Origin of the sequence: Winogradskyella sp., from assembly GCF_028282165.1 — a bacterium.
Taxonomy (GTDB): domain Bacteria; phylum Bacteroidota; class Bacteroidia; order Flavobacteriales; family Flavobacteriaceae; genus Winogradskyella.
This window is the reverse complement of sequence record NZ_JANQIM010000027.1, coordinates 108968-135555: the sequence shown is the minus strand read 5'-3', so window position 1 is coordinate 135555 and position 26588 is coordinate 108968. Positions and strand designations below refer to the sequence as shown.

Here is a 26588-nt window from a genome sequence, read left to right as displayed (position 1 = left end):
GCTTGAAGATTAAATAATGCATTATAAATTACAGCATACATAAATCTTTAAAATGAAAAAACACGCACTTGTATTTTTTGGGTTGTTATTAATTGTAGCATGCAAAGATTCAGAAACAAAACCTGAACACATTGATGTGGCGGGCAATAGTACTGAGTTTTCTAATCCGCCAGCATGGTCAAAAAATGTTATTTGGTACGAAATAGCAGTAGAACGATTTAGGAATGGGGATAAAACAAATGATCCTACTGCTGAAGATATTATAGGTACTTTCCCAGGAAAAATCCCAGATTCATGGAAAATTACACCATGGACACAAGACTGGTATAAAGCGGATCCGTTTTTTTCGGAACTAGATGGAAGGAAAGATTTTTACGGTAATCCAACACATAAGTTTGTAGATAAAGTGCAAATGCGCAGGTATGGAGGTGATTTACAAGGTGTATTAGACAAGATCGATTATATTGATTCCTTAGGTATTACGGCGATTTATTTCAGACCCTTAAACGATTCTCCTTCACTTCATAAATATGATGCAAGAAACTGGCGGCATATCGATGTCAATTTTGGACCGGATCCTGAAGGTGACAAAAAAATAATGGCTTCTGAAATTCCAGACGATCCTAGTACATGGCAGATGACTTCGGCAGATCAACTGTTTTTAAAAGTCATTAAAGCATTTCATGAAAGAGGGATAAGGGTGATTTTAGATTACTCGTGGAATCATACAGGAAATACATTTTGGGCATGGAAGGATGTATTAAAACATCAGGAGAATTCTAAATTTAAAGATTGGTATTGGGTAGAACATTTTGACGATCCCAAAACCGAGGAAAATGAGTTTAAGTATCATGGATGGGTTGGTGTACATACCTTGCCCGAAATAAGAGAAACACAAAAACAAGATGCGTCCATAAGTCTAACGTCATTTGAGGGGAATATCTACGATGCTTCTGCAAAGCAACATATTTTTAATGTAGCTAGTCGTTGGCTAGACCCAAATCAGGATGGCGATGTATCCGATGGTGTTGATGGTTATCGTTTAGATGTAGCTGCAGAAACACCGCTTGGGTTTTGGAGGGATTTTAGAAAGCACGTAAGAAACATCAATCCTGACGCGTATTTATTAGGTGAAATTTGGTGGGAGCAATGGCCAGATAAATTATTAGACCCAGAACCTTTTTTAAGAGGCGATATTTTTGATGCCGTGATGAACTACAGATGGTATAGGGCAACACGCCATTATCTCAACAAATCGCCAAATGAAATATCGGTAAACCAATATATAGATAGTCTCAATTTCTTTAGAAGCAATTTGAGAAAGCCAAACAATTACGCCATGATGAATTATACAGGTGGTTTTGATACCCCTAGAGTTTTAACATCGTTGTTCAATAAGAACAAATACAAGTATTACTGCAAGGTTCACGAAAATCCTGAATACAAAATTCACAAGCCAGATGCTAATACTTATCAAATATTAAAACTCTTATTGGTTCAACAATACACTTATATAGGTTCACCACACATATATGCAGGAGACGAAATGGGAATGTGGGGCGCAGACGACCCGTCTTGTAGGAAACCACTAATCTGGCCAGACTATACTTTTGAAGATGAAACAGCTCATCCTTTTGACCAAAAAAGACCAGTTGATGAAGTAGTCTTTAATAATGATTTATTCAACTATCATCAAAAACTAATCGAAATTAGGAAAGCGCATCCAGTATTGGCATATGGCGAAATTGAGTTTTTGTCGATATCAGATTCCGATAAAGTGTTAGCCTATTCTAGATATGACGAAAACAACGAAGTTATTACGATTATAAATTCTGATGACAAAACTATTAATGTAAGTGTTAAGGTGAAGTTTTCGGGCCCATATGTAGATGTTTTAAATAATGCTGATGTAAAACAAGATAACAAAGCCATTAAATTGAAAATTGAACCTAAGGCATCCGTTTTAATAAAATCTAACTAAATTAGAGGGTAATCCCACGAATAAGTTATGAACCTTAGATTTATGTCAAATAAAGCATTTCGAATACATGCTTTATACTGGATTGCCTTTACGTTGTTTTTCTCAGTAATCTGGGGGACATACGACCATAATTATTATAGGAATTTTATGGTGCAATTATGGAGTCTTCCTGCAAGAATGTTCTTGGTTTATGGCACTTTATATGTATTGATTCCTAGGTTCTTTTTAAAGAAAAAATATATCAAGTTCATTGTATGGTTTAGTTTGCTTCTTTTCTTATCTGCCATACTGCAACGTGTGGTCATGTTATTTATAGTTGAAGGACGTCATTTGCCATATAGAAGCGAACATTATTTTAAAGTAACGGAATTTATGAATACGTTACTTGATGTCAACTTGGCACTGATCCTTCCTTTTGCTTATACATTGTATAAGTTTTGGAATAACTCACAGAAAAAGGCCGAGCGGCTTGAAGAAGAGAATCAAAAGCTGGTTAAAGATATTTATGAAGCCTTTATTTATTTAAAAAAAGGCAAGGCATTACAAAAGGTACTTTTAAAGGACATTATTTTTGTTGAGAGCTTAAAAAACTATGTAAAAGTAAAAACGACAGATAAAGAAATTACGAGTTACAATAGCATTTCTGCGATGGAAGAACTATTGCCTGCCGAGAGATTTCTACGAGTCCATAGGTCTTTTATTGTATCCATTGGGCATATCACATCATTTTCGCCTACACAAATCAATTTACAAGGAATCGCCATACCTATAGGTAGAAAATATAAAGAGAAAGTAAAACTAAAACTCGGCTATTATTAAAGATTAAAATTTTATAAAAATGAAAAAAATACTACTATTTTTTGTACTGCTAGTAACACTAGTAGCTTGTAAGGAAGACGCTAAAAAAACAGTTGAAAGTGAGCAGATTCAAAAGACTGAAGATAACCCCAATATTATTCTATTAGTTGGCGATGACCAAGGCTATCCGTATTTTGGGTTTATGGGCGCCGATTATGTACAAACACCAAACATGGATAAGTTAGCGGCAAGTGGAACCTTATTCACTGAAGGTTATGTGCCACAAAACCATTGCAGACCATCTTTACAAACCTTAATGACGGGAACGCTGCCTATAAACCATGAGCAATATGTAGAAAAGTTAATAGAGGAAAGACAAATACCTGAAGATTCGATCGTTGGTTTTAAACACCATGCGATGCTGCATTTTGAAACGCTTCCAAGAATACTGGCAAAACAAGGTTATAAAAGTTTTCAAGGCGGAAAATGGTGGGAATTCAACTATCAAAATGGTGGTTTTGATGAAGGTATGACCAAAGGTTGGAAAAAAGGTGATAAGAAAAATGACGACTGGTTCTTACAATTTATGGGAGGTGATGGCAGGCAATTAGCTAGAGCTACGATGCAACCTGTTTATGATTTTATAGAGAAATACAAAGAGCAACCCTTCTTTATCTGGTTTGCACCAGAGTTACCACACTATCCATTTGATGCTCCAGATAAGTATTATAATATTTATAAGGACAAGGACATGACGGAGTCAGCCAAGCGTTATTATGCCAATTGTACTTGGTTTGATGATGGAGTGGGTGAACTTGTGAGGTACTTAAAAGAAAAAGGAGAGTTTGATAATACGCTATTTGTTTATGTGAATGATAATGGTTGGGAACAGGAACCACATCAAGAGTTTCGACACGACTCCTTGCGTTGGCACAATGGTGGCGATAAAGGTAAATTATCTGTTTATGATCAATCCTTTAGAACTCCAATAATCTTTTCATGGAAAGATAAAATCAAAGCAGACGCCAAATCTAAAGCATTGATGCATAGTGCCGATATTCCAGCCACTATTTTAGATTATATCAATGTCGAGGTGCCCAAAGATTATTTTGGAAAATCCTATAAAGCTCTAATAGAAAACACCAATAAGACCGATAGGGATATCATTATAGGAAAAGCCACCCAAATGCGTTCGGAAGAGGATATGATGGGTATGAAGATTGAAGCCTATTGGGCGAGGACGAATGATTGGTTTTTTCAATGGAATCTCACTACGGAGACCATTGGGTTATTCGACATGAATAAAGATCCAAGGAACGATAATAATTTGGCAGAGGCTAATCCAGAAAAGGTAAAGGAGTTTCAGCAGAGAATTGAGAATTGGAAGGAAGAACGGACTAAATAAAATTATAAATAATAAAAACAATGGTCACTTCGAGTGGTCACACCTTAGTGTGATTGTATCGAGAACTTAAAACTTCTCGATACGATTCGCCTTAAGCGAATCACTCGAAGTGACAAATAAATATAAATTATGAGATACTGTCTTTTACTTTTAACCATTGCTCTTTTTCTATCCTGCAAAAACGAAAAAACAAATCATCAAGACGATATTAAAACCGACCTCAGTACTAACAGAGCATTAGTAAATCCGTTTATTGGCACTGATGGTACTGGTCATACCTTTCCTGGACCATCTATGCCATTCGGTATGGTACAACCAGGGCCAGACAATAAGGATTATGGATGGAATCACACCAGTGGTTATCAATATAGAGATACGTTATTGCTTGGATTTTCTCAAACTAGGTTTAGTGGTACTGGTATTAACGAAATGGGTGATGTGCTGTTATTGCCCTATTCAAAAGAAAAAGAGGCTTTAAGGAATAGCTATTTTAAGAACACTGAAAAAGCTGAGGTTGGTTATTATGCTCTAACTAAAAAAGATGAAGTGAAGGTAGAATTAACCTGTTCAGAACGCGTCGCATTTCATCAATATATATTTCCGTCAAGAGAAGCTCATGTATTTATTAATCTTCAGCACGGCCTACGTTTTGTGTTTGATGAGAATAGTCAAAAAGGATTGGTGTTAGATAGCAAAGTAACCATTGAAAACGACAGCACAATTTCAGGATATGCGTTAACCGATAATTGGGTAAAACGAAAGTACTTTTATACAATCCAGTTCAGTGAACCATTCTCGAGTATTGAAGAATTACCAAAGGCTGAAAATGACAAGGCCCCAAAGTATGATGCCGCATTTAAGCTGAAAGATGATAAACAACTTAAAGTAAAAATAGCCTTATCCTCGGTTTCCGTTGATGGCTCAAAACTCAATTTAGTGACCGAAATTCCGCACTGGGATTTTGAAGCTGTGAAATCCCATAACCAATCCACTTGGGATGATTATTTAAATCGCATTCAAATTGAAGCTCCTAAAAAGCAAAAAGAAATTTTTTATACCTCTTTGTATCATTTGTTCTTGCAACCATCAAACATAGCCGATGTGGATGGTAAATATCGCGGAGCGAATGATGAAATTGCTACGGCTCCAAATAAAGCGTATTATTCAACTTTATCCATTTGGGATGTCTATAGAGCAGCTTTTCCATTATTACAAATAGTTGCACCAGAAAGAATTGATGGTATTGTAAACTCAATGTTATTGCATCATGATGCTGCTGGCTTTTTACCCATTTGGACAGCTTGGGGTCAAGATAACTATTGTATGATTGGAAACCATGCCATCCCAATGATATTGTCAGCTTATAACAATGGGTTTACAGGTTTTGATGCTCAAAAAGCATTGCAAGCTATGGTAGAAACCTCCACAGAAAGTCATATAAATTCCGATTGGGAATTGTATAATCAATATGGGTATTATCCGTTTGATAAACTTGATAATGAATCAGTTTCACGAACATTAGAAAGTGGTTTTGACGATTATGCTGTGGCGCAAATGGCAAAAAAGCTTGGTGATTCAACCATATATACCACCTTTACACAACGTGCCAATTATTATAAAAATCTATTCGATCCAGAAACAAAACTCTTTAGAGGAAAAGACACACAGGGCCATTTTAGAACACCTTTTGATCCATTGACGGCGACATCACCTTTAAACAATCCAGGGGATTATACGGAGGCTAACGCATGGCAATATTTTTGGACACCAGCGCAATATGATGTTGACGGGATGATAGAACTACTTGGGGGAACAACCGAATTTACAAACCATCTTAATACCTTTTTTACGACAGAAGCTCTAAACCCAAATAAGTTTTTAGGCCAAGAAGCTATGATTGGGCAATATGCACATGGTAATGAGCCCAGTCATCATATTTTGTATTTGTATGCGTTTTCCCATACACCCAAAAAGGGTCAGAAATATATTAAACGTGTCATGGAGGAATTTCATAACAACACACCTGATGGCATGATTGGCAATGACGATTGTGGGCAAATGAGCGCCTGGTATATTTTATCTACTTTAGGCTTTTACCCAGTAAATTCTTCTGACGGAACATTTGTTATAGGTGCACCTCAAGTTTCAGAAGCTACAATACAGTTGGCAAATGGGAAAAAGTTTTCTATGACAACTGAAAACTTTTCAGAAAACAATAACTTTACTGATAGTGTCTTCATGAACGATAATTTAATTGAAGACCATAAGATTTCCTTCGACCAAATTATTAATGGTGGGAAATTAGAATTCAAAATGACAAACAAATTAGATTAATCTAATCATCAATATATGTTTTTATGAACAGATTACCTTTTATACTGATACTATTTCTTTGTTTTGCCTGTAAGACAGACAAAAAGAATGAGCAAAAAAACACGTCAAACGAAAAGCCAAATATTGTTTTTATCATTACGGATGACCATGCCTATCAAGCTCTAAGTGCCTATGATAACACATTGATAGAAACTCCGCATATAGACCGCCTGGCAAGAGAAGGGATGTTGTTTAAAAAAGCGTTTGTCACCAATTCTATATGTTCCCCAAGTAGAGCTGTGGCGTTAACAGGAAAGTTTAGCCATCTTAATAGTGTGCGCGATAATTTGGATGTTTTTGATACGACACAAGTTACCTTTCCTAAGTTGCTTCAAAAAGAAGGCTATGAAACTGCCATATACGGCAAGTGGCATTTAAAATCTGAGCCTAAAGGTTTTGATTATTGGGAAGTGCTACCAGATCAAGGGCATTATTATCATCCAGAATTATTAACACCTAAAGGAGAGATAAAAACAAAGGGCTATGTTACAGATGTTGTCACTGATAAGGCTATTTTCTATCTCGATTCGCTTAGGGATACATCCAAGCCTTTTATGCTGATGTATAATCATAAGGCGCCACATAGACAATGGTGGCCATCAATGCACGATTTAGAGGATTTTAAGTTTAAAAAGATCCCAGTGCCAGAAACCTTATTCGATGAATACAAAACCAAGAGTAAAGCGTCTGTTGAAGCCGAAATGCGCATTGCAGACCATATGGCCTTAAGCGCAGATAACAAAGTTGCACCTGAGATTTTGGAGAAATTGAATTATGAAGAATTTCTCGATTGGTACAAAGGCGCTTATAAAGAACGTTTTAATCGACTCAATGAAGACGAAAAGGTACAGTGGCAAAAAGTTTATGGACCGATCAATGAAGATTTTTTAAGAAATTCGCCTAAGGGGCAAGCGTTGACCTTATGGAAATATCAACGCTATATGGAAGATTATTTGGGAGTTATAAAAAGTGTTGATAGAAATATTGGACGCTTATTGGAGTATTTAGATGAAAAACAGCTTGCGGAGAATACGATGGTGGTTTATACATCGGATCAGGGGTTTTTCTTAGGAGAACATGGTTGGTTCGATAAGCGCTTTATGTATGAGGAGTCCTTTAGAACACCACTATTAATAAGATATCCTGAACTAATTGCGCCATCAAGTTTAAATGGTGATTTAGTACAAAATATAGATTTTGCACCAACAGTTTTGGATGTAGCAGGAGTTGCTATACCAGAAGATATGCAGGGCTTAAGTTTAGTGCCTTTGTTTGATGGTGATAATACAAATTGGCGCGATGCTTTGTACTATCATTATTTTGAGTATCCAGGAATCCATATGGTAAAGCGCCATTTTGGTGTTCGTACAGAGCGCTATAAACTGATTCGGTTTTATTACGATACCGAGGCTTGGGAACTGTACGATTTAAAGGAGGATCCACAAGAGCTTAATAATGTCTATGGTAATGCTGATTACAAAGAGGTCCAGGCCGAAATGCACAAACGCCTAGATGAACTAAGAGTACAATACGAAGATGCTTCCGATAGCTTAAACCAAGATTGGATAGACAAAGATATTAAGCGATTAAAATCGCTGGGGTGGTATTAATCTTCTGGTGTTAGATCATTTAATTCATCTAGCTCTTTTAAGAGTTCAAAGGTTTTTTTTGCTTCAATTTCGTCAATAATGCTAATAGCAGCACCAGCGTGTACTAAAACATAATCGCCTGTCTTTACTTCAGGGACTAGTGCCAGGCTTACCTCTTTGATAACTCCATCAAAGGATACTTTTCCTGTTCTGAATATGTCGTCGTCATAAGAGGAAATCTCTTCTAACTTTCCAGGAATTGAAAGACACATTTCTTCTTATTGTTTTAAATTAGATGTTAGCCAATCATACCATAGATCCATTCCTTCACCAGTAGTTGCTGATATCTCAAAGAAAATGAGGTTTGGATTTACCCGCAAGGCGTATTCTTTAATTTTTTCAACATTAATGTTTAAATAAGGTAAAAGGTCTATTTTGTTTATGATACAGATCTCCGAGGAGTGAAACATATCAGGATATTTAATGGGTTTATCTTCACCTTCCGTAGTACTTATTATTACGACTCTTTTGGATTCCCCCAAATTAAACATGGAAGGGCAGACAAGGTTGCCAACATTTTCAATCATTAGGATTGAATGATCCTTCATGTTTAGTTTCTGAATGGCTTCATAGACCATATCGCTTTCCAAATGGCATCCTTTCCCCGTATTGATTTGAATTACAGGAATATCTAAAGCATCAATTCTATTGGCATCATTCATACTTTTTTGATCACCTTCAATAACATAGAATGGTACTTCAGATTTTAAATCGGTAAGCGTTCGTTCAAGTATAGACGTTTTTCCCGATCCCGGCGAACTCACTAAGTTGAGCGCAAAAATATGCTTAGCATCAAAGAAGCCTCTATTTCTTGCAGCCATGATTTCATTTTGATGAAGGATATCTTGTTCTACCTCAATGACGGTTCTCTCATTATGATGTTCATGATGATGATGATGCTCATGACTATGAGAGTGCCCGTCATGATGATGCTCATGACTATGGGTTTTTATTTCTTTTGGATTTTGAATGACAACGCCGTTTCCATTCGTGTCACAACCACAAGTTCCACACATATCTTATTAGTTTTTATTTAAGACTAGATCATTAGACAATATATTATTCTTAAAGTGTTGATAAGCCCTTACTAAATTATCAGCCGCTACAGGGCTTAGTCCCATTTCTAACTCCCAATTTACGCCTTGAATTGCCAAAATTTGGGTATTAGGAAGATGGTTATATAATTTATTAGTAAGATACAAAATTGTTTCAGGAGCCAAAGCATGTGTGCTGAAACTATAATTATCAGCTGGAAGACATTGGTATAATTGATAACCTTTTTCAGTTTCAGTTTTACACGCATCAACAAAGATCACGTTGTCATATCTTGAGATAAGTTCTGCATCTTCAATTTGAAGTTGGTAGCGGTATTCTATATCAAAAGGCAACTCATCTTCCTTAAGAAGATCCAAAAAAGACCAGCCTAGACCGTCATCTTGCCTTCCGTTATTTCCTATGCCTAGGACAATTGTTTTATGATCTAACTTTTTCATCAATAATATTACCTTGATAGTCTTCTAACTGAACAATTAGGGGCATTTGTCCTAAAGCGTGCGTTGCACAGCTCAAACAAGGGTCGTAGGCTCTAATCGCTATTTCTATCTGATTGAGCATTGGTTCTGTAATCTCGGGCTTTTCATTGAGAACTTGTTTTGCAACGGCTCTTACACCTCTATTCATTGCCTCATTATTGTGAGTTGTAGATACAATTAAGTTACATTTAGTAATCAATCCTTTATCGTCGGTATGGTACTCATGAATTAATGTACCACGTGGTGCTTCAATAATTCCAATACCTTTGTTTCTAGTGGTACCCTTTCTCACCAAATCGTTACCCATAATGTCATCGTCCAACAGTAATTCTTTCATTAATTCAGCACAATGCAACATTTCAATTAATCGTGCCCAATGCGTGTGCATGGTCATATTATTTGGAAAATCTTTTGTATAGGCTTTAAAAATTTTACGTTCAGCTTCGGCCAAAGGCGTATTAATATGAGAACATGTATTAATTCGAGCAAGTGGTCCGACACGATTCCAACCATTTTCTCTTCCGTAATCTTTCATATAAGGAAACTTAAGAAAGGACCATGGTTCCACAGCTTCTTTGAAGTGATAACTATACTCAATATCAGCAATATTCATTAACTCTTTTCCTCTTGCATCTATTGAGCGAAGGCGACCGTCGTACAGTTCTAATGCCCCCGTTTCCTTATTTACTAAGCTTAAATGGTTTGAAGGATATCTTGCAAAGCTATCTATCCATTTAGAATTTTCTGTATGATATGATTTCATGAAGTCTACAATTTCTTTGCTCCATTCAATCATAGTATCAATGTTGGGTATTTGTTTTCCGTTAAGGAAATAATCGTGTTCATCTGGCATAAAGGTTTTATGGACACCACCAGGAACGGCCAGTATACCATGGATCTTCTTTCCGGCAAGTGCCTTGATCATTTCCTGACCAAATTTTCGCATTAAAATGCCTTTTTTGGCCAATTCTTTATTCTCTGTTGCAACCGCAACAACGTTTCTCTTTTCTGCTGGTGCATCTACTCCAAATAATAAGTCTGGAGAGGCCAGATAAAAGAAATGTAGTGCATGTGATTGGAATACTTGACCATAATGCAATAAGCGTCTCAACTTAGTGGCTATAGGCGATAAGCTATCTGGATCAATACCTACTAATTGGTCAATGGCCTTTGCAGCAGCGAGGTGGTGACTCACTGGGCAAATTCCGCATAGACGTTGTACGAGTACTGGTGCTTCCCAATAGGGATGGCCTTGAATAAATTTTTCAAAACCTCTAAACTCTACAATATGCAAAAAGGCATTGTCTACTTTGCCATTTTCATCTAATTTAATGGTAACCTTTCCGTGTCCTTCTACACGGGTTACAGGTTCTATAACTATTTTTCTATTATTCATTTCAAAACATTTAAACTAGTCATATTTGAATTCTGGGTAGGTTATAGAATAGTCGTCTTCAAAAAGAATATTCTTCACAACGTTCCAAATATGGTTGGCATTAGGCGGACAACCAGGGATGTGGTAATCTATTTTTACCACTTCATGATTGGAATATACTTTATCCAGTATTTTGGGTATATCCTCATGGTTTGGAATTACGGTTTCATTGTCTTCGCTTGTTAAAGAATCGATGTAAGCTTCTTTTAAGCAATCTTCTAATGGTAAGGTGTTTCTAATTGCCGGGACACCTCCCCAAATGGCACATTCACCTACAGAGATTAATATATCACAATGCTTTCTGAATTTTCTAAGAACTTCTATATTATCCGTATTACAGCAGCCTCCTTCAATTAAACCAATATCACAACGTTCGTCAAACTTTTTTAAATCGGTTAACGGTGACTTGTCAATTTCTACGATATCAACAAGGTCTAGTATCCCTAAATCAATATCTAACATGGACATATGGCAACCAAAACATCCTGCGAGCGATGCTGTAGCGACACGTTTTTTCTTTTTGGTTTTTTTGACGTGCTTTTTAAGCTCTGTTAAAGGAATGCTGGTATTTGCTTTGGCATAATCAAATTGTCTGTCGCCAAAGGGTTTTCCGAAGGTTTTGCCTTTAACCAGTATTGATCCTGTCGGGCATATCCGCATCGCATGCTCTGCCTGTTGCTCAGAGAGTTTGGCTTCTTGTTCATAGTCTACAGAGACCATGGTTGTGTTTCCCCTATTGGTCAATTGAAAAACCTTATGGCCATCGTTGGTTTCAATTTCTTCTATACAGCGCTTACATTTAATACAACGATTTTGATTAATAACAATACGTTCGGGTCTAGCATCAACAGGTCTATCTACAAATAGATGTGGAAAACGGGCATATCTAATCCCTGTTTCATAACCGAGGTTTTGCATTTCGCAATCCCCACTTTTTTCGCAAGAAGGGCAGAAGTGGTTGCCTTCCACGAACATCATCTCTAAAATAGCCTTGCGCAGATCTAAGAGTTCTGTAGAATTAACTTCAAGATCCATGCCTTCAGCAACGGTTAATGTACATGCTGCAATTGGTCTACCATTATTTTTAATCGTACAGATTCTACAGCTCCCAATTGGATTTAAATGTTTGAAGTAGCAAAGTGTTGGAATAAAGATGCCATTAGCTTTAGCTGCTTCAATAAGGTTTTGCCCTTTCTGTGCGGTACAATCCCTTCCATCTATTTTAAACTTTACTGGTTTCATATAACTATTTGTCAAATTTGTCAAATTGTGTTTGTGTGTCTTTTATTTGTGTGTCTTTTATAAAGCTATCAAATTCCTGTACAGCGTCTTCCATATCAAACTCAACATTAAGATGTTCGCTTGTTGGTGAGATTTTAAGATTGAAATAATCCTTGAATTTATCTACGGCATGTAACAGACAATTTGGAGACGATTTTCCTAATCCACAACGACTGGAAGTTTTAATGATATTTCCCCATTTCTTGATTTCGTCTAAATCTTCTTGGGTAGACAGTCCGCGCTGGATTTTCTTTACCTTTTCGGTTAAAATGAAATTGCCCGCTCTACATGGTGTACATACACCACAGGATTCTTCTTTAAAAAATTCCATGAAGTTTCTAAGAATATTAAGGATATCCCTTGTGCGGTTAAACACCATAAAAGAGCCACCACACATAATATCTTCTTTGCAGATTCTTCTATTGAATTCGGTATTGTTGATACACTCGCCAGATGGACCACTGATTTGGATGAAATACGGTGCTGTTGCTTGACTCATCTCAATACCGAGCATGTCAATAATTGGTGTTCCATATTCTATTTCGTAAATACCTGGTTTAGCTACATCTCCAGAAATACTTATCAGTTTAGTGCCCGGAGATTCCTCTGTGCCAAAGCTTAAGAAATGGTCTTCACCTAATTCAATAATTCGCGATGCATAAGCAAATGTTTCTACATTATTTACTACTGTTGGTTTGTGTCTAAAGCCATGCTTTGTGGCAGACCAAGTTCTCACTGGCGGCTCGCCTCTGCGTCCTTCGAGCGATTCTATTAATGCTGATGCGGCTCCACATACATAAGAACCAGCACCAAGTTGTATGCGTATATCAAAGTCAAAATCTTTTACGCCTAGAATGTTATTCCCTAAGAGGTTGTTTTTTCTAAATTCTGTTAGAATTTTTTCTATTTTGTGTTTAAAATATTGGTACTCGGCTCTGAGGTAAATGATACCTTCTTTTGCGCCAGTGGCATATCCTGCTAAAATCATGCCCTCAATAACCAGTCCTGGCAAGTATTGAAATAATGCTCGATCCTTAAAGGTTCCTGGTTCTCCCTCATCGGCATTACAGATAATATATTTAGCGTCTGCTTCATTGTTTTTACAAGAATTCCATTTGTATCCTGTTGGGAAAAAAGCGCCTCCTAGACCTAATAATTTGGCCTTTGAAATCTTATTTACAATGTCATCAGGTGAAAACTTTAGACCTTCCTTAATGCTTTTTCCCATTTCATAAGTCCTAAAAATGATAGCTTTACCATCTTCTGGATAGTATTGTATTTTGCTTTTGGTTTTACTGGCTAAATCCTTAATGTTTTCACCATGCTTTAGGCTATCAATTATCCGCTTTACTTTGTTGGGTGTGAGGTCGGTGAAAGGTTGAAAATTAATTAAGGCGGCAGGCTCTTGATCGCTCATCCCAATACACGATGTGTCAAAGAGTGAGAATTCGCCATCTCCATCTTCATTGAATGTACATCCTGTTTCTTTTTCAAAAGCAGCTTTAACAGCTTCATAACCTTTAATTTCGGAGATGATACTATTATTTAGATAGATGATATATTTACCTGTGGGTTTTTGGTGAAAGAAATGGTAAAAGGATACCACACTTTCAATTTCAACAATCGAAACGTTTAGTTTTTTTGAAATCCTTGATATAGCCTTATCGGAGATAAATCCGAATTTGAGCTGATAATCCCAAAGTTCGTTTAAAAGATGTGTTCTGTCCATAATCAATGTTTTTATGTGATCATTTAATTAAAGAACTTGATGCAAATCTTATACAGCGTAGATTTACGTGATAAAATAAATGCAAATCATTTAAAAAAGATATGATTTCTGTCATGTATTTTGAGAATATTGTAAAAATCATACCCAAAAATTAATAGATTCAAAAAAATAGTATGCACATGACCTAAGTCATTTATTTAAAAATTGATACAACTTTTTGGATGTAATTTATAAAGTGGGTGATTTGATAAGGATAGTTAAGATACCTCGAGCGACTTCACTATTAGTTCTTTACCTTTAATAATCATCTTTGAATAGCTTCCGCATTGCGGACAATGATCAAAGATGTCATCTAATTGAAAAACAATGTTGCAGTCATTACATTTTGCCTTTCCGTTTACCTTTGTTATTCTTTTTTCGGCATTTTCTAGAATAGTGCCCTTTACCGCAGATGGCCAAACAAAGTCTAAGGCATCAAATTCAATCCCTGCTAAAGTTCCGATTTCTAGTTCAATGAGATCTACGTTGTTTCCGTTTGCCTTTGCTGTTTCATTTTCAGCAATACGTACAATTCCCATGGCAATTGACAGTTCATGCATGCCTAAAATCTTTTATGATACATCAATTTTAGCTCTTTTTTACTATAAAACGTATGACAAAAATCATATGATGCCATATCTTACTGCTGTTATTTTACATTGCTTATTACACCTTAGATTGCAATGGCTTTTCAAACCGTAAAAATTATCATATCGGGTCAAGTACAAGGTGTTGGTTTTCGTCCTTTTGTCTTTAATTTAGCTGAAAAATATGAGGTAAAAGGTACGGTTTCTAACAATGAGGAAGGCGTTGTTATTTACGCTGAAGCTTCAAAGGAACATATAGCTTCATTTTATAAAGCACTTATTGAGCAAGCCCCAATTGTATCTAAAATAGATGGTCATTATTTATCTGAAATCAACCACAAAAACTACGGAAATTTTAAAATCATTCCATCTGAGAATGAAAGCAGATTAAATCTTCAACTGACTCCAGATTTTGGAATATGTGATAAATGTAAAAACGAAATAAACGATCCTGAGAATATCCGATACAAATATCCGTTTACCACTTGTGTTCATTGTGGGCCTCGATGGGCTATAACTAAAACATTTCCATTTGAAAGACACCATACCAGCATGGTTGAATTTGAAATGTGCGGATCTTGCAAAGATGAATATACCGATCCTAGGAATAGACGATTTCATTCCCAAACTAATTCATGTGAGATCTGTGGTATTCAGCTTAAACTAATAGATAACAACTGCAATCTTATTGCTGCCGAGAATGACGCCATATTTAGTACGGTTCAAAAATTACTTAGCCAGGGAAATATTGTTGCAATTAAAAATACAAGTGGCTATTTGTTGTGTTGTGATGCGACAAACGCATCTGTTGTTCAAAAGTTGAGACAGAAAAAAAATCGCCCTGAGAAACCTTTTGCCTTATTGTATCCTTCCATAGAAAAGCTTAAAGATCATTTTGATATTCCATTTCATATTGAAAAAGAAATTATCGCTGTAGAACGGCCTATTGTTATATTATCAAAAACTGAAAGAAGCGATAATACAATAGCGTCAAATGTAGCTCCAAGACTAAATCAATTAGGGATAATGTTGCCTAATTCAGCCCTTTTGCAATTATTGGCTAATGCTATAGATTTTCCTATTGTAGCAACAAGTGGTAATGTAAGTGGTTCACCAATTTTAAGTGATAATTCAGAGGCATTGGAACGGCTAGGTTCTATAGCAGACTATTTTCTTCAGCATAATCTAGGGATTGAACATCCTCAGGATGATTCGGTAATTAAATTCAGTTCTAATTCTTATCAAAGGGTTCTCTTTAGGCGCTCAAGAGGCTTTGCTCCCAATTATTATGCTCCAAAAATTGAAGGTGAAAAAAAGGTTATGGCCATGGGAGCGCATCTAAAAAGTTCAATTGGGTTTATGCCCAATGATTACATTTACATAAGCCAGTACTTAGGGCACTTGGAAAATTATGACGTTTATGAACGTTTTGTAAAGGAAGTGTCTGGTTTTATAAATATTTTTAAGCAAAACCCTAATGTCGTTTTGGTTGATAAGCATCCTACATATCAAAGTACCTTATATGGTAAGGAGTTGGCTGAATCTTTAGGTGCTGAACTTTATGAAATTCAACATCACAAAGCTCATTTTGCATCGGTATTAGCCGAACATTCCCTATTTAATAGTTCTGAAGAAGTTTTAGGGGTGATCTGGGATGGTACGGGTTATGGTGAGGATAAACAGATATGGGGAGGTGAGTTCTTCACTTATTCTAATGGCAATATGCAACGACTAACCCACTTTGATTATTTTGATTGGTTGGCAGGTGATAAAATGGCCAAGGAGCCAAGACTGTCTTTGTTCTCTTTGCTTGAGGCAGAAAAAATACCAAGCATTTCTGAGAAGTTTACAACAAAAGAGATGACCATCTACAAGGAACTCAAAAATAAAAACAAATTAAAAACTTCATCTGTAGGACGGCTTTTTGATGCGGTAGCTTCTTTGTTAGACATATGCGATTATAACACTTACGAAGGAGAGGCGGCCATAAAGCTAGAAAATGAAGTCATTGATTATGATTTGGCAAGGTGTCATTCGTATATTACAGTTTCTATAATAAAGCATATTCCGACCAAGGCTATTATTAAAGGTGTTCAATCAGATTTAGATAAGGGAACAGAAAAACCCCAAATCATTTGCAACTTTTTATTCACTCTGGCTTCAATAATATTAGGTGTTGCCAAACTTAACGGGATTAAAAGAATAGCATGTTCTGGCGGTGTTTTTCAGAATACTATTCTTTTAGATATGCTAAAAGAAATCGCAGAAGATGATTTTGAATTGTTTTTTAATTGTAACTTAAGTCCAAATGATGAGAATATATCATTAGGGCAGATGATGTATTTTTTGAATACTATAGATGCAGATTTATGAAGTATTTAAATGAATATAGAAATATAGAAGCTACAAAACGCTTTTTGCAAAACATTGAAGAAAGTGTTACTAGACCATGGAATATCATGGAAATTTGCGGTGGCCAAACCCATAGTTTAGTGAAGAATGGAATTTTGGATTTGCTGCCTCAACATGTACGAATGATTCACGGTCCGGGATGCCCTGTCTGTGTTACACCATTGCATCTAATTGATAAAGCCATCGAACTCCTTGAGAATAATGTTATCGTATGCTCTTTTGGAGATATGGTAAGAGTTCCAGGAAGTAAAAAAAGCCTGTTGGAAGCTAAAGCAGATGGAGGAGACTTAAGAATTTTGTATTCTCCTATTGAGGCCGTCACAATTGCAAAGAATAACCCAAATAAGGAAGTGGTATTCTTTGCCGTTGGCTTTGAAACTACAGCGCCTGCAAATGCACTATCGGTTCTGCATGCCCAAAAGCAGGGGTTAAAGAATTATTCCATTTTAGTATCTCATGTACTTGTACCTCCAGCAATGGAAGCTATTTTAGATGACGAGTTTTGTAATGTCGATGCATTTTTAGCGGCAGGGCATGTCTGCACAATTATGGGTTATGAAGCGTATTATGGATTGGCAGAAAAGTACAAAATACCAATAGTCGTCACTGGTTTTGAACCTGTGGATTTAGTAGAAGGGATTTATATGGCGGTAAAACAGTTAGAAAAAGGAACTCATATCGTAGAGAACCAGTATTCTAGAGCTGTTAAAGAAGAAGGTAACGTGGCGGCAAAAGCAGTCATCAACGAAATTTTCGAAATTGGAAATCGCGAATGGCGTGGTATAGGTGAGATTCCTAATAGTGGTTATGTTCTAACCAAACCATTCAGGGATTTTGATGCCGAGTATCGATTTGGTATCCAAAACATAAAGGTTGCCGAGAATTCAGAATGCATTGCAAGCGATATTCTAAAGGGTATCAAAAAACCAAATCAATGCAAACAATTTGGTGTTACTTGCAACCCTTCTAATCCTCTCGGTGCTCCTATGGTTTCCTCTGAAGGTGCTTGTGCGGCATACTATCATTTTTCGAATCACCTTATTAATTAAGAATGGATAAAAGACAACTTGGATTTGATAGAATAAATTTAGGACATGGTAGCGGTGGTATCATGACCAGGGAACTACTAGATGAAATAATTTTCAAAACATTTGATAATCCATATCTCGGTCAAAAGCATGATGGCTCAATAGTTGAAATTGAGGGTAAGATGGCGATATCTACCGACAGTTTTGTGGTATCTCCTATATTTTTTAAAGGCGGAAACATTGGTGAACTAGCTGTAAATGGAACTGTGAATGATGTGGCCATGTGTGGCGCGATACCAAAATTTTTGTCATTAGCATTTATTGTTGAGGAAGGCTTAAAGGCCGATGAATTTGTTGAAATTGTTAATTCTGTTAAAGCTGCTACGGATAGGTGCGGCGTAAAAGTTATAACTGGTGATACAAAGGTTGTTGAGCGAGGTAAAGGTGATAAGATTTTTATAAATACCACAGGATTTGGTGAAGTACATCCAAAAGCTAAAATTTCTGCCGAGCGGATTGAAATTGGAGACAAAATTATTGTTAGTGGAAATATTGCTCAGCACGGCATGGCCATAATGTCTCAACGTGAGGGCTTAGAATTTCAGTCCTCCATAGAGAGCGATACGACCAATCTTAACTTTCTTATAGAAAATCTTTTAAACAATTTTGGACATAAAATAAAACTATTTAGAGATCCGACGAGAGGAGGGTTAGCTAGTACACTTTCTGAAATAGCATCAGATACAGATAGCGGAATAGTTATTCATGAAAACAAATTGCCTTTAGAGAAACAGGTGGCTGCGGCATGTGAAATTTTGGGATTGGATCCATTATATGTAGCAAATGAAGGTGTTTTTGTAGCCATTGTAAAAGAAGATATAGCATCTCAAGTCGTTGAGCTATTAAGTAAGGATGTAAAAGGGTCTAATGCTATTTGTGTAGGTGAAATAACCGATAATCATAAAGGCAAAGTTGTAATGCAAAGTGCAATAGGAGGAAAACGTATTGTCACCCCTTTAATAGGTGAGCATTTGCCTCGTATCTGTTAGACATTTAAAATCCAGTATACACCAATTACAATAGCGAATAGACCACCAGCCAGTCTAATTCCATTAAAGAGTGAAATATTTTGTCTGTACTTTGAAAGTTGGGCGGCCTTTCCGATAACAAAAGAGAAAATGGTCATAGCCAAAATTATGCCTATACAAAATCCCGTGATATACAAAATAGAGTCTAATTGTTTTTCAAAACCTAAAACAGGTAATAAAAGCATAAAGTGTACTACACCTGCCAATCCGTGGAGTATGCCTATCGAAAATGATGCAAAATGATTTTGTCTTTTGGCCTTACTAGGATTATCTACTACATCATTATATTTCTGAAGTAAAAGGCTTTGTTGATATTTTGAAGTGTACATTTTATAAATAGCCCAAAGCCCAACACCAATTAACACTATACCCACCAACTGTTCACTATAACCTGATATTGCCTCAACGGGTAATAGATCTTTAAAACCTAAATACAATAATCCAATTACTGCCATTCCAACAATATGGCCTGCACTCCAAAAGAAACCTATTTTCCAAGCTTTTGTTTTGGATTCAATGGCGAAAGGTGCCACGGCAGCTAAATGATCTGGTCCGGTTATGACGTGCAAGGTTGATGTGAGTATACCTGCAATTAAAGTAAACTCAACAAGCATCTAATCTAATGTATTTTATCAATGGGCTGAACTTTTATACTAATTGATAGAGCTAATTTAGGTAATCTAACTTAATTGCAAAAGACTGATTGCGTCTTAACAAAGATTTTGGGGTTACTCTGCCCTAGCATAAACTTGTAAACCAATGTGATGGATAAATGCTATAGATTTTATTGAAACTGTTAAGTAAAAGTTAACCTGTTAATATTAGGTTAATTTTCATTTAACAAAAGCCCACCAAGAATTCACAAACGGTTAATCCATATTATTTCATCTTAAGATACTTACAAAATAAATTTGTTACATATGGATACTAACTTCACTTTATTACAAAAGCAAAGTATTAAGATAATTCTTATTAGTTGTGCTTTAGTTCTATTTGGTAGATTTTACCAGTTTTATTTTTTTGGTTCACCATATAGAGCTTTTTTATGGGATGAGAGTTTACTCACACCCATAGTTCTTTATTTTTATGATAGCTGGAATGCTTATGCTACTGATCCAACAATTAATTACCGTATTGAGCTTTTAACGAAGATAGTTGCAGTCATTTTTCTCATCACATCATTCATTGCACTTTTTTGGTTTAAGGTTTCTTCAATGATTATTAAGAAGAGCTTGATCTGGATAAGCTTCGTTTTTTTAATTTTTATGGCACTGAGTATGTTTAAAGAAAAAAACTACTCTTGGTTACCGGTCTTTGAACTTTCAATACAGCTTTCACCTATTGTACTATTAGCATTTTGGAAAAATATAGAAAAACTCAGTATTAGTTTTTTGACCAATTTTTTGAAAATAGCAATTGCATTGACTTTTATTCCACATGGGTTATTTGCTATGGGCATTCTTCCTGTGCCTGGTCATTTTATTGATATGACAATTTCAATTTTAAAAATCTCAGAAGACGAAGCCAGAATATTTTTATGGGTTGTAGGCTTCATAGACGTATTAGGTTCTATTTTGATTTTTATTCCCCATAGAATGGTCAAATTTATACTTTACTATTTTGCGTTTTGGGGTTTTGTAACTGCATTTGCTAGGGTTTATGTCGGATTTATACCTGAATTAGCCGGCATGACTCTGCACAACAGTCTTTTTCTTACAATATATAGATTGCCCCATGGACTTATACCCTTAGCGACTTTGTATTTAATAAGAACTAATAAATTAACAGTGACTAAAAATGAGAAACCTAAACTATTTAATTTTGGCTTTCGTTTTCCTTCTGGCAAACACACTGAAAGCCGACAATGATAAGTATAGAATTATACTTGTAGACGATCCTGCTACGACAATTACAATAGCATGGAACCAAATTAGTGGGACAAATCCTGTCGTTCACTACGGTACAACAGATGAAGGAACCGTTTTCGCTAATTACCCTTTTAGCCAATCTGTAGACAGAACAGAGGTCTACCGCGGTATGGATAATAGATTTGTTCGTCTTACTGGATTACTACCAGATACGGCTTACTATTTTGTAATAAATGATAGTGAAGGTACAAGTAATAGGTATTGGTTTAAAACCGCACCAAACGATAATAGTCGCTTATCTTTTATAGCCGGAGGAGATTCGAGAAACAACAGAACACCTCGGCAGAATGCTAATAAACTTGTTGCAAAACTGAAACCCCATGCTGTGCTTTTTGGTGGAGACATGACAGATGATGATACCAATTCCGAATGGCAAGATTGGTTTGATGATTGGCAATTTACCATTGCTGCAGACGGTCGAATGTTTCCTATTGTACCAGCCAGAGGTAATCACGAATACGACCCAGTTGTAGTTTACAATCTTTTTGATACGCCTAACACAGATTCTTATTTTGCTCTGACCTTTGGACAAAATTTAGTCAGAGCATATACACTGAATACTGAAATTTCTATCTTGGGCAACCAGCTTACATGGTTGCAGAACGATTTGGCAACTAACTCTAGCACTCACATTTGGAATATGGCGCAATACCATAAACCAATGCGTCCTCATACTGCTTTTAAATCTGAAGGAAGACCATTTCAGTATGAGTCTTGGGCACAATTGTTTTATGATAATGATGTAAGACTTGTTATAGATTGTGATTCTCATATGACCAAAACCACTTGGCCAGTAAGACCTTCATTAGAAGCAGGAAATGACGAAGGCTTTGAAATTGATGTAGCCAACGGGACGGTTTATGCAGGAGAAGGTGCGTGGGGCGCGCCACTTAGACCTAACGATGATGATAAAAGTTGGACGAGAAATTCTGGATCATTCAATCAATTCAAACTTATTTTCATAGATACACAAGAAATTCATCTAAGGACAATTCAGGTAGATAACGCAGATAGTGTAGGCGAAGTTTCAAACGACGATCCATTTATACTGCCAGCAAACCTTGATGTTTTTAGCCCACCAACTGGAGATTTAGTTATAATAACAAACAACGATACCAATAATCCTTGTAATATAGTAGGAACAGCATGTGACGACGGAGACAGCATGACCTCTTTTGACGAAGAAGATGGATTCTGTAATTGTGAAGGCGTACTCGATACAGACCTTATGGTAGAAACAATAGATGTTGATTCATCTAGCGATGATGCTGAGGAAGATGTACCAACAGGGGTAATAGACTTAACAAGTACAGATTTAGAACTTATTCAAGATGGTAGTTCTGAGCAAGTTGTTGGTATAAGATTCAATAATATTCAGATCCCTGATGGTTCTACCTTGTATAGAGCATATATTCAATTTACTACCGATGAAACTAATGCAGGTTTCGAACCAACCATGCTCGATATTTATGGCGAACTATCTCCAAATAGCTCAACTTTCCTAGATGTTGCTTTTGACATTTCTAGCCGAGCCAAAACAAATAGTTTTGTGACATGGGATGAAATACCTCTTTGGGATACAGTAGGTGAAGCGGATATAAACCAGCGTACACCATATCTTACACCAATTGTAAGTGAAATCATAAACCAAGTCGATTGGCAAGTTGGAAATTCTATGACATTTATCTTTTCTGGTACTGGACAAAGAATTGCAGAAGCTTTTGACGGTTCTGCTCCACCACAATTAAAACTATTTTACCAACCACCATGTCCCGATGCAGGTACAGCTTGTGATGATGGTGATCCTAACACCACTTTAGATGTGGAAGATGGAGAATGTAACTGTGTTGGTTTACCTGCTAATGGAACTCTTACATTTGCTGTTCAACAAAGCTCTGATGATGCAGAAGAAGCTGAAACTGGTGGTGCTATGTATCTTGATAGTTCGGATTTGGAGATGGTGTTCGATTCCTTTGCTGGTCAAAACAATCAACATGTTGGGATTCGTTTTGCGAACGTTACTATTCCCCAAGGTGCTAACATCGTTGAGGCTTATATTCAGTTTACGGTTGATGAGACAGATTCTGAACAAACGGATTTGACTATACATGGAGAATTAATTGGAAATAGTCCTACATTTACCCTTACGGACTTTGATATTACAAACAGAACTACGACCACAGCTTCTGTAGATTGGAACAATGTACCAGCATGGACCAACGTAAATGACGAAGGGGACGATCAAAAAACACCAGATTTAAGCACAATTGTTCAAGAAATAGTTGACCAACCTACATGGTCTATTTTCAATGGGATGTCTTTTATTATAACAGGATCGGGCTCTAGAGCCGCTGAATCCTACAATGGTGAACCAGATAGTGCACCAAGATTGGTAATAAATTATACGACTCAGACTTTTAATAATGATGCAGGCCTTATCGTTTCAAATATATTTGAACAAGTTTGTGGTAACGACATACAACCCCTATTCCAAATTGAAAATCTGGGATTAGACCCAATTACAACTGCTGAATTGACATATCAAATCAATGGTAGTGCTCCAGTAGTTATAAATTGGAATGGCAATCTGCTACCAGGTGAAACAGCAAATTTAGGTAATCCGGTAATTACAATAGATGATGGCGTAAATACTTTGACAGCCTCTATCACTTCTGTAAATGGTGTTTCTGATGAATTTCCTGAGAATAGTACCTTTAGTACAAGCTTTAGCAAGGCACCAAATTATGTAACGACAGAGATTGACCTGTCTCTAACTTTTGATGATTATGCTTCGGAAACTTCATGGATTTTTGAAGATGAGAATGGAGTCGTTATCGCTCAAGGCGAATCTTATGATGATTCTTTTAACAATACTACAATCACAGAAACATTTAACGTAAACTCGGACACATGCTACACATTTACGGTTTTTGACGCTTATGGGGATGGATTCTGTTGTGATTATGGAATTGGAGCTTATACGCTATCGCTTGATGACGGTACTGTGATAAAAGAAGGCGGTGATTTTGGAAATTCTGAAAGTACATATATGAGAATTGTTGATTCAATAAGTTGTCCGGTGGTAGGTACACCATGTAATGATGGAAACCCAGACACTATTTATGATGAATCTGATGGCAGCTGCGGATGTTCAGGTATCCCAAATGATGCTGTTGAAAATAATTTAGCAGTCTTAAATAATGATGATGATGCGGAAGAAACTATTTCTACTGGTTCTGTAGATCTTTCAAGTTCTGATTTAGAATTGATATGGGACAATGAAGACCAAGTTGTAGGAATACGCTTTGATGATGTTCAAATCCCTGATGGTTCAATACTTTACAGAGCCTATTTGCAATTCCAAACTGACGAAGATGCTTCTGATCAAGACCCAACTAATTTGTTAATTCATGGAGAATTATCTCCAAATAGTAACATGTTTACAAGTACAAATTTTGATATTTCTTCTAGAGTCTTGACAAACACCTCAATACCTTGGAATGATATTGGTCTTTGGGATAATGTAGGAGAAGCAGGGCTGTTACAAAGAACACCATATGTAACAGATATAGTTCAAGAAGTGATAGGTCAGCAAGATTGGTCTCAAGGAAATCCTATTACCTTCATTATCTCCGGAAGTGGAAAACGTGTTGCTGAAGCCAGGGATGGTTCTGCAGCGCCAATACTAAAGTTGTTCTATTTCACTCCGTGCCAACCATCTGGAACACCTTGTGATGATGGAGACGCCAATACCTTGTTTGATATTGAAGACGGCAATTGTAATTGTGCTGGTATTCCAGAAACAGGAACATTAACTTACCAAGTTAATGCTTCTAATAATGATGCTGAAGAAGAAGTAGCGAATGGAGATATGAGTATAGGTAGTTCTGATTTAGAATTAGTTGATGAAAGTGGCTCGACCAACCAGTTGGTAGGAATTAGATTTACTAATATACACCTTCCAGCGGGAGCTGATATTACCAATGCTTACATTCAGTTTACAGTAGACGATGACAATACAGGACAAACAGATTTAGAAATTAGAGCTGAGGCTAATGCAAACTCACTAGAGTTTACACTTACAGATTTTGATATTTCTTCTAGAACAACAAGTACAAATATGGTGCCTTGGAACAATGTACCTGCATGGAATACTGCAGATGTTGGAACTGCTGGTCCCGATCAGCGTACGCCTAATATTAGTGTATTACTAGAGGAAATTTTAGGACAGGCTGGCTGGGATTTGCTAAATCCTGTAACATTTATCATAAATGGTAGTGGCGAACGTGAAGCAGAGTCTTTTGATGGTACTGCTGCTCCTCAGTTGGTTATTGAATATGACTTGTCTGCACTGTCTATAACAGATAATGATCTTGACCAAAATAGCGTTACTTTATATCCTAACCCTGCTAAGGATTTACTTTACATTGGAACCAATATGCCGTATGAAAGTATAGCAATTTATGACATAAACGGTAGACTTGTAAAAACAATAAAGAGCGATATTTCTAACGAAGGTATAGATGTAAACCTTTTTGAATCAGGTGTTTATTTTGTTAGAATTAATTTTGAAAACAATCAGATTGTAAAGAAGTTTATTAAAAGATAACTCCTTTTACAATTAATTCATATCTACAAAAAGCCTTCCCTTTTTACGGGAAGGCTTTATTTTTATGTCTTATTAAGAATAATGGAAAAATCAGTAATTATGGTTTTAAACGCATTACCAAAAGGATGAAACGTGAGTTTGGTTTCAAACTCTAATCTAATATTATTTATTCTACCCTAACATAATTTTCAGAATAGATTCTATTGCCATCTTCGTCTAATTCAATTTGCTGAAATTTATCTGGATGTAGGTCTAATTCAAAAATGAATTCTTTTTTCTCAGCAATAACCTCGTCCATAACGGCAGATCCAAAGTCTAGCACTTCGGTAAGTTGGCCACCATCATATTTATAAGTCCCATAACCAAACCATTCTGAGGAATCTGCAGGCCTATGCTTGCACCACATAACTTTAGTATCGGTATACATCTTGAGCTGCCTAAATTCTGGATTCATTTCAAATGAATCTACAACAACATTGTCCTTGTAATTATAAAACCCTGTGAGTTCCCAAGTACCTTTAAGATGATTGTTTTTTTCTTCAATAGTTGTTGGATTATTATCCAAGGATTCTTCTTTACTAGTAGATTCGTTTTTGCATGATAATGCTACTAACAATACAATGATTAGCAATAAGGATTTTGATTTCATGATTAGTCCGTTTTACTATTAAACACTTTTAAATTAGTAAATTATATCCAAAGAATGAAGCAATT

General features: G+C 36.3%; 19 protein-coding genes. 10 read left to right on the top strand and 9 right to left on the bottom strand.

Annotated features, from left to right (window positions below):
- The first annotated feature begins 52 nt into the window (after positions 1 to 52).
- The 5 genes from Q0972_RS11130 to Q0972_RS11110 all read left to right on the top strand — a co-directional run bounded on the left by Q0972_RS11130 (position 53) and on the right by Q0972_RS11110 (position 8167).
- The gene (locus Q0972_RS11130) at positions 53 to 1981 is read left to right on the top strand and encodes a glycoside hydrolase family 13 protein (protein ID WP_299365791.1); all 1929 of its coding nucleotides are present in this window, start codon (positions 53 to 55) and stop codon (positions 1979 to 1981) included.
- A gap of 42 nt (positions 1982 to 2023) precedes the next feature.
- Complete coding sequence (locus Q0972_RS11125; RefSeq protein ID WP_299365790.1) at positions 2024 to 2800, top strand: LytTR family DNA-binding domain-containing protein; 777 nt, start codon at positions 2024 to 2026, stop codon at positions 2798 to 2800.
- A gap of 19 nt (positions 2801 to 2819) precedes the next feature.
- Positions 2820 to 4184, top strand: coding sequence for a sulfatase-like hydrolase/transferase (locus Q0972_RS11120; RefSeq protein ID WP_299365789.1), 1365 nt, complete (start codon positions 2820 to 2822; stop codon positions 4182 to 4184).
- 129 nt (positions 4185 to 4313) lie between these two features.
- Entirely contained in the window at positions 4314 to 6518 is a 2205-nt protein-coding gene (locus tag Q0972_RS11115) for a GH92 family glycosyl hydrolase (RefSeq protein ID WP_299365788.1), read from the top strand.
- Between the two features lie 23 nt (positions 6519 to 6541).
- The gene (locus tag Q0972_RS11110; protein ID WP_299365787.1) at positions 6542 to 8167 is read left to right on the top strand and encodes a sulfatase/phosphatase domain-containing protein; all 1626 of its coding nucleotides are present in this window, start codon (positions 6542 to 6544) and stop codon (positions 8165 to 8167) included.
- Here the strand turns inward: Q0972_RS11110 and Q0972_RS11105 are convergent.
- The 7 genes from Q0972_RS11105 to Q0972_RS11075 form a co-directional block, all read right to left on the bottom strand.
- Complete coding sequence (locus tag Q0972_RS11105) at positions 8164 to 8418, bottom strand: HypC/HybG/HupF family hydrogenase formation chaperone (RefSeq protein ID WP_299365786.1); 255 nt, start codon at positions 8416 to 8418, stop codon at positions 8164 to 8166. The genes Q0972_RS11110 and Q0972_RS11105 overlap by 4 nt on opposite strands.
- A gap of 6 nt (positions 8419 to 8424) precedes the next feature.
- Complete coding sequence (gene hypB, locus Q0972_RS11100) at positions 8425 to 9222, bottom strand: hydrogenase nickel incorporation protein HypB (protein ID WP_299365785.1); 798 nt, start codon at positions 9220 to 9222, stop codon at positions 8425 to 8427.
- 6 nt (positions 9223 to 9228) lie between these two features.
- Entirely contained in the window at positions 9229 to 9699 is a 471-nt protein-coding gene (locus Q0972_RS11095) for a hydrogenase maturation protease (RefSeq protein WP_299365784.1), read from the bottom strand.
- The gene (locus Q0972_RS11090; protein ID WP_299365783.1) at positions 9680 to 11134 is read right to left on the bottom strand and encodes a Ni/Fe hydrogenase subunit alpha; all 1455 of its coding nucleotides are present in this window, start codon (positions 11132 to 11134) and stop codon (positions 9680 to 9682) included. The genes Q0972_RS11095 and Q0972_RS11090 overlap by 20 nt, the downstream gene beginning before the upstream one ends.
- A gap of 15 nt (positions 11135 to 11149) precedes the next feature.
- Complete coding sequence (locus Q0972_RS11085; RefSeq protein ID WP_299365782.1) at positions 11150 to 12415, bottom strand: 2Fe-2S iron-sulfur cluster-binding protein; 1266 nt, start codon at positions 12413 to 12415, stop codon at positions 11150 to 11152.
- 4 nt (positions 12416 to 12419) lie between these two features.
- Positions 12420 to 14183 carry an NAD(P)H-dependent oxidoreductase subunit E gene (locus tag Q0972_RS11080; protein WP_299365781.1) on the bottom strand — a complete coding sequence of 588 codons (1764 nt, stop codon included), beginning with the start codon at positions 14181 to 14183 and terminating at the stop codon, positions 12420 to 12422.
- A gap of 257 nt (positions 14184 to 14440) precedes the next feature.
- The gene (locus tag Q0972_RS11075) at positions 14441 to 14782 is read right to left on the bottom strand and encodes a hydrogenase maturation nickel metallochaperone HypA (protein WP_299365780.1); all 342 of its coding nucleotides are present in this window, start codon (positions 14780 to 14782) and stop codon (positions 14441 to 14443) included.
- Between the two features lie 123 nt (positions 14783 to 14905).
- Here Q0972_RS11075 and hypF point away from each other — a divergent pair, with 123 nt between their 5' ends.
- The 3 genes from hypF to hypE are packed head-to-tail and all read left to right on the top strand — an operon-like array spanning position 14906 to position 19298.
- Positions 14906 to 17182 (top strand): carbamoyltransferase HypF, encoded by a 2277-nt coding sequence (gene hypF, locus Q0972_RS11070; protein ID WP_299365779.1) that lies wholly within the window; start codon positions 14906 to 14908, stop codon positions 17180 to 17182.
- On the top strand, positions 17179 to 18270 hold the full coding sequence (hypD, locus tag Q0972_RS11065) for a hydrogenase formation protein HypD (protein WP_299365778.1): 1092 nt from the start codon (positions 17179 to 17181) through the stop codon (positions 18268 to 18270). Before hypF ends, hypD begins: the two co-directional genes overlap by 4 nt.
- A 2-nt stretch (positions 18271 to 18272) precedes the next feature.
- Positions 18273 to 19298: a hydrogenase expression/formation protein HypE gene (gene hypE, locus Q0972_RS11060; protein WP_299365777.1), complete on the top strand. Its 1026-nt coding sequence runs from the start codon at positions 18273 to 18275 to the stop codon at positions 19296 to 19298.
- Here the strand turns inward: hypE and Q0972_RS11055 are convergent.
- On the bottom strand, positions 19295 to 19951 hold the full coding sequence (locus Q0972_RS11055) for a hypothetical protein (RefSeq protein WP_299365776.1): 657 nt from the start codon (positions 19949 to 19951) through the stop codon (positions 19295 to 19297). The two genes, hypE and Q0972_RS11055, sit on opposite strands and share 4 nt — an antisense overlap.
- Positions 19952 to 20257: 306 nt before the next feature.
- Here Q0972_RS11055 and Q0972_RS11050 point away from each other — a divergent pair, with 306 nt between their 5' ends.
- Positions 20258 to 21205, top strand: coding sequence for a hypothetical protein (locus Q0972_RS11050; protein ID WP_299365775.1), 948 nt, complete (start codon positions 20258 to 20260; stop codon positions 21203 to 21205).
- Positions 21159 to 25874 (top strand): T9SS type A sorting domain-containing protein, encoded by a 4716-nt coding sequence (locus tag Q0972_RS11045; RefSeq protein ID WP_299365774.1) that lies wholly within the window; start codon positions 21159 to 21161, stop codon positions 25872 to 25874. The genes Q0972_RS11050 and Q0972_RS11045 overlap by 47 nt, the downstream gene beginning before the upstream one ends.
- Positions 25875 to 26040: 166 nt before the next feature.
- Here Q0972_RS11045 and Q0972_RS11040 read toward each other — a convergent pair whose 3' ends face one another.
- Entirely contained in the window at positions 26041 to 26523 is a 483-nt protein-coding gene (locus Q0972_RS11040; protein WP_299365773.1) for a hypothetical protein, read from the bottom strand.
- Positions 26524 to 26588: the final 65 nt, after the last annotated feature.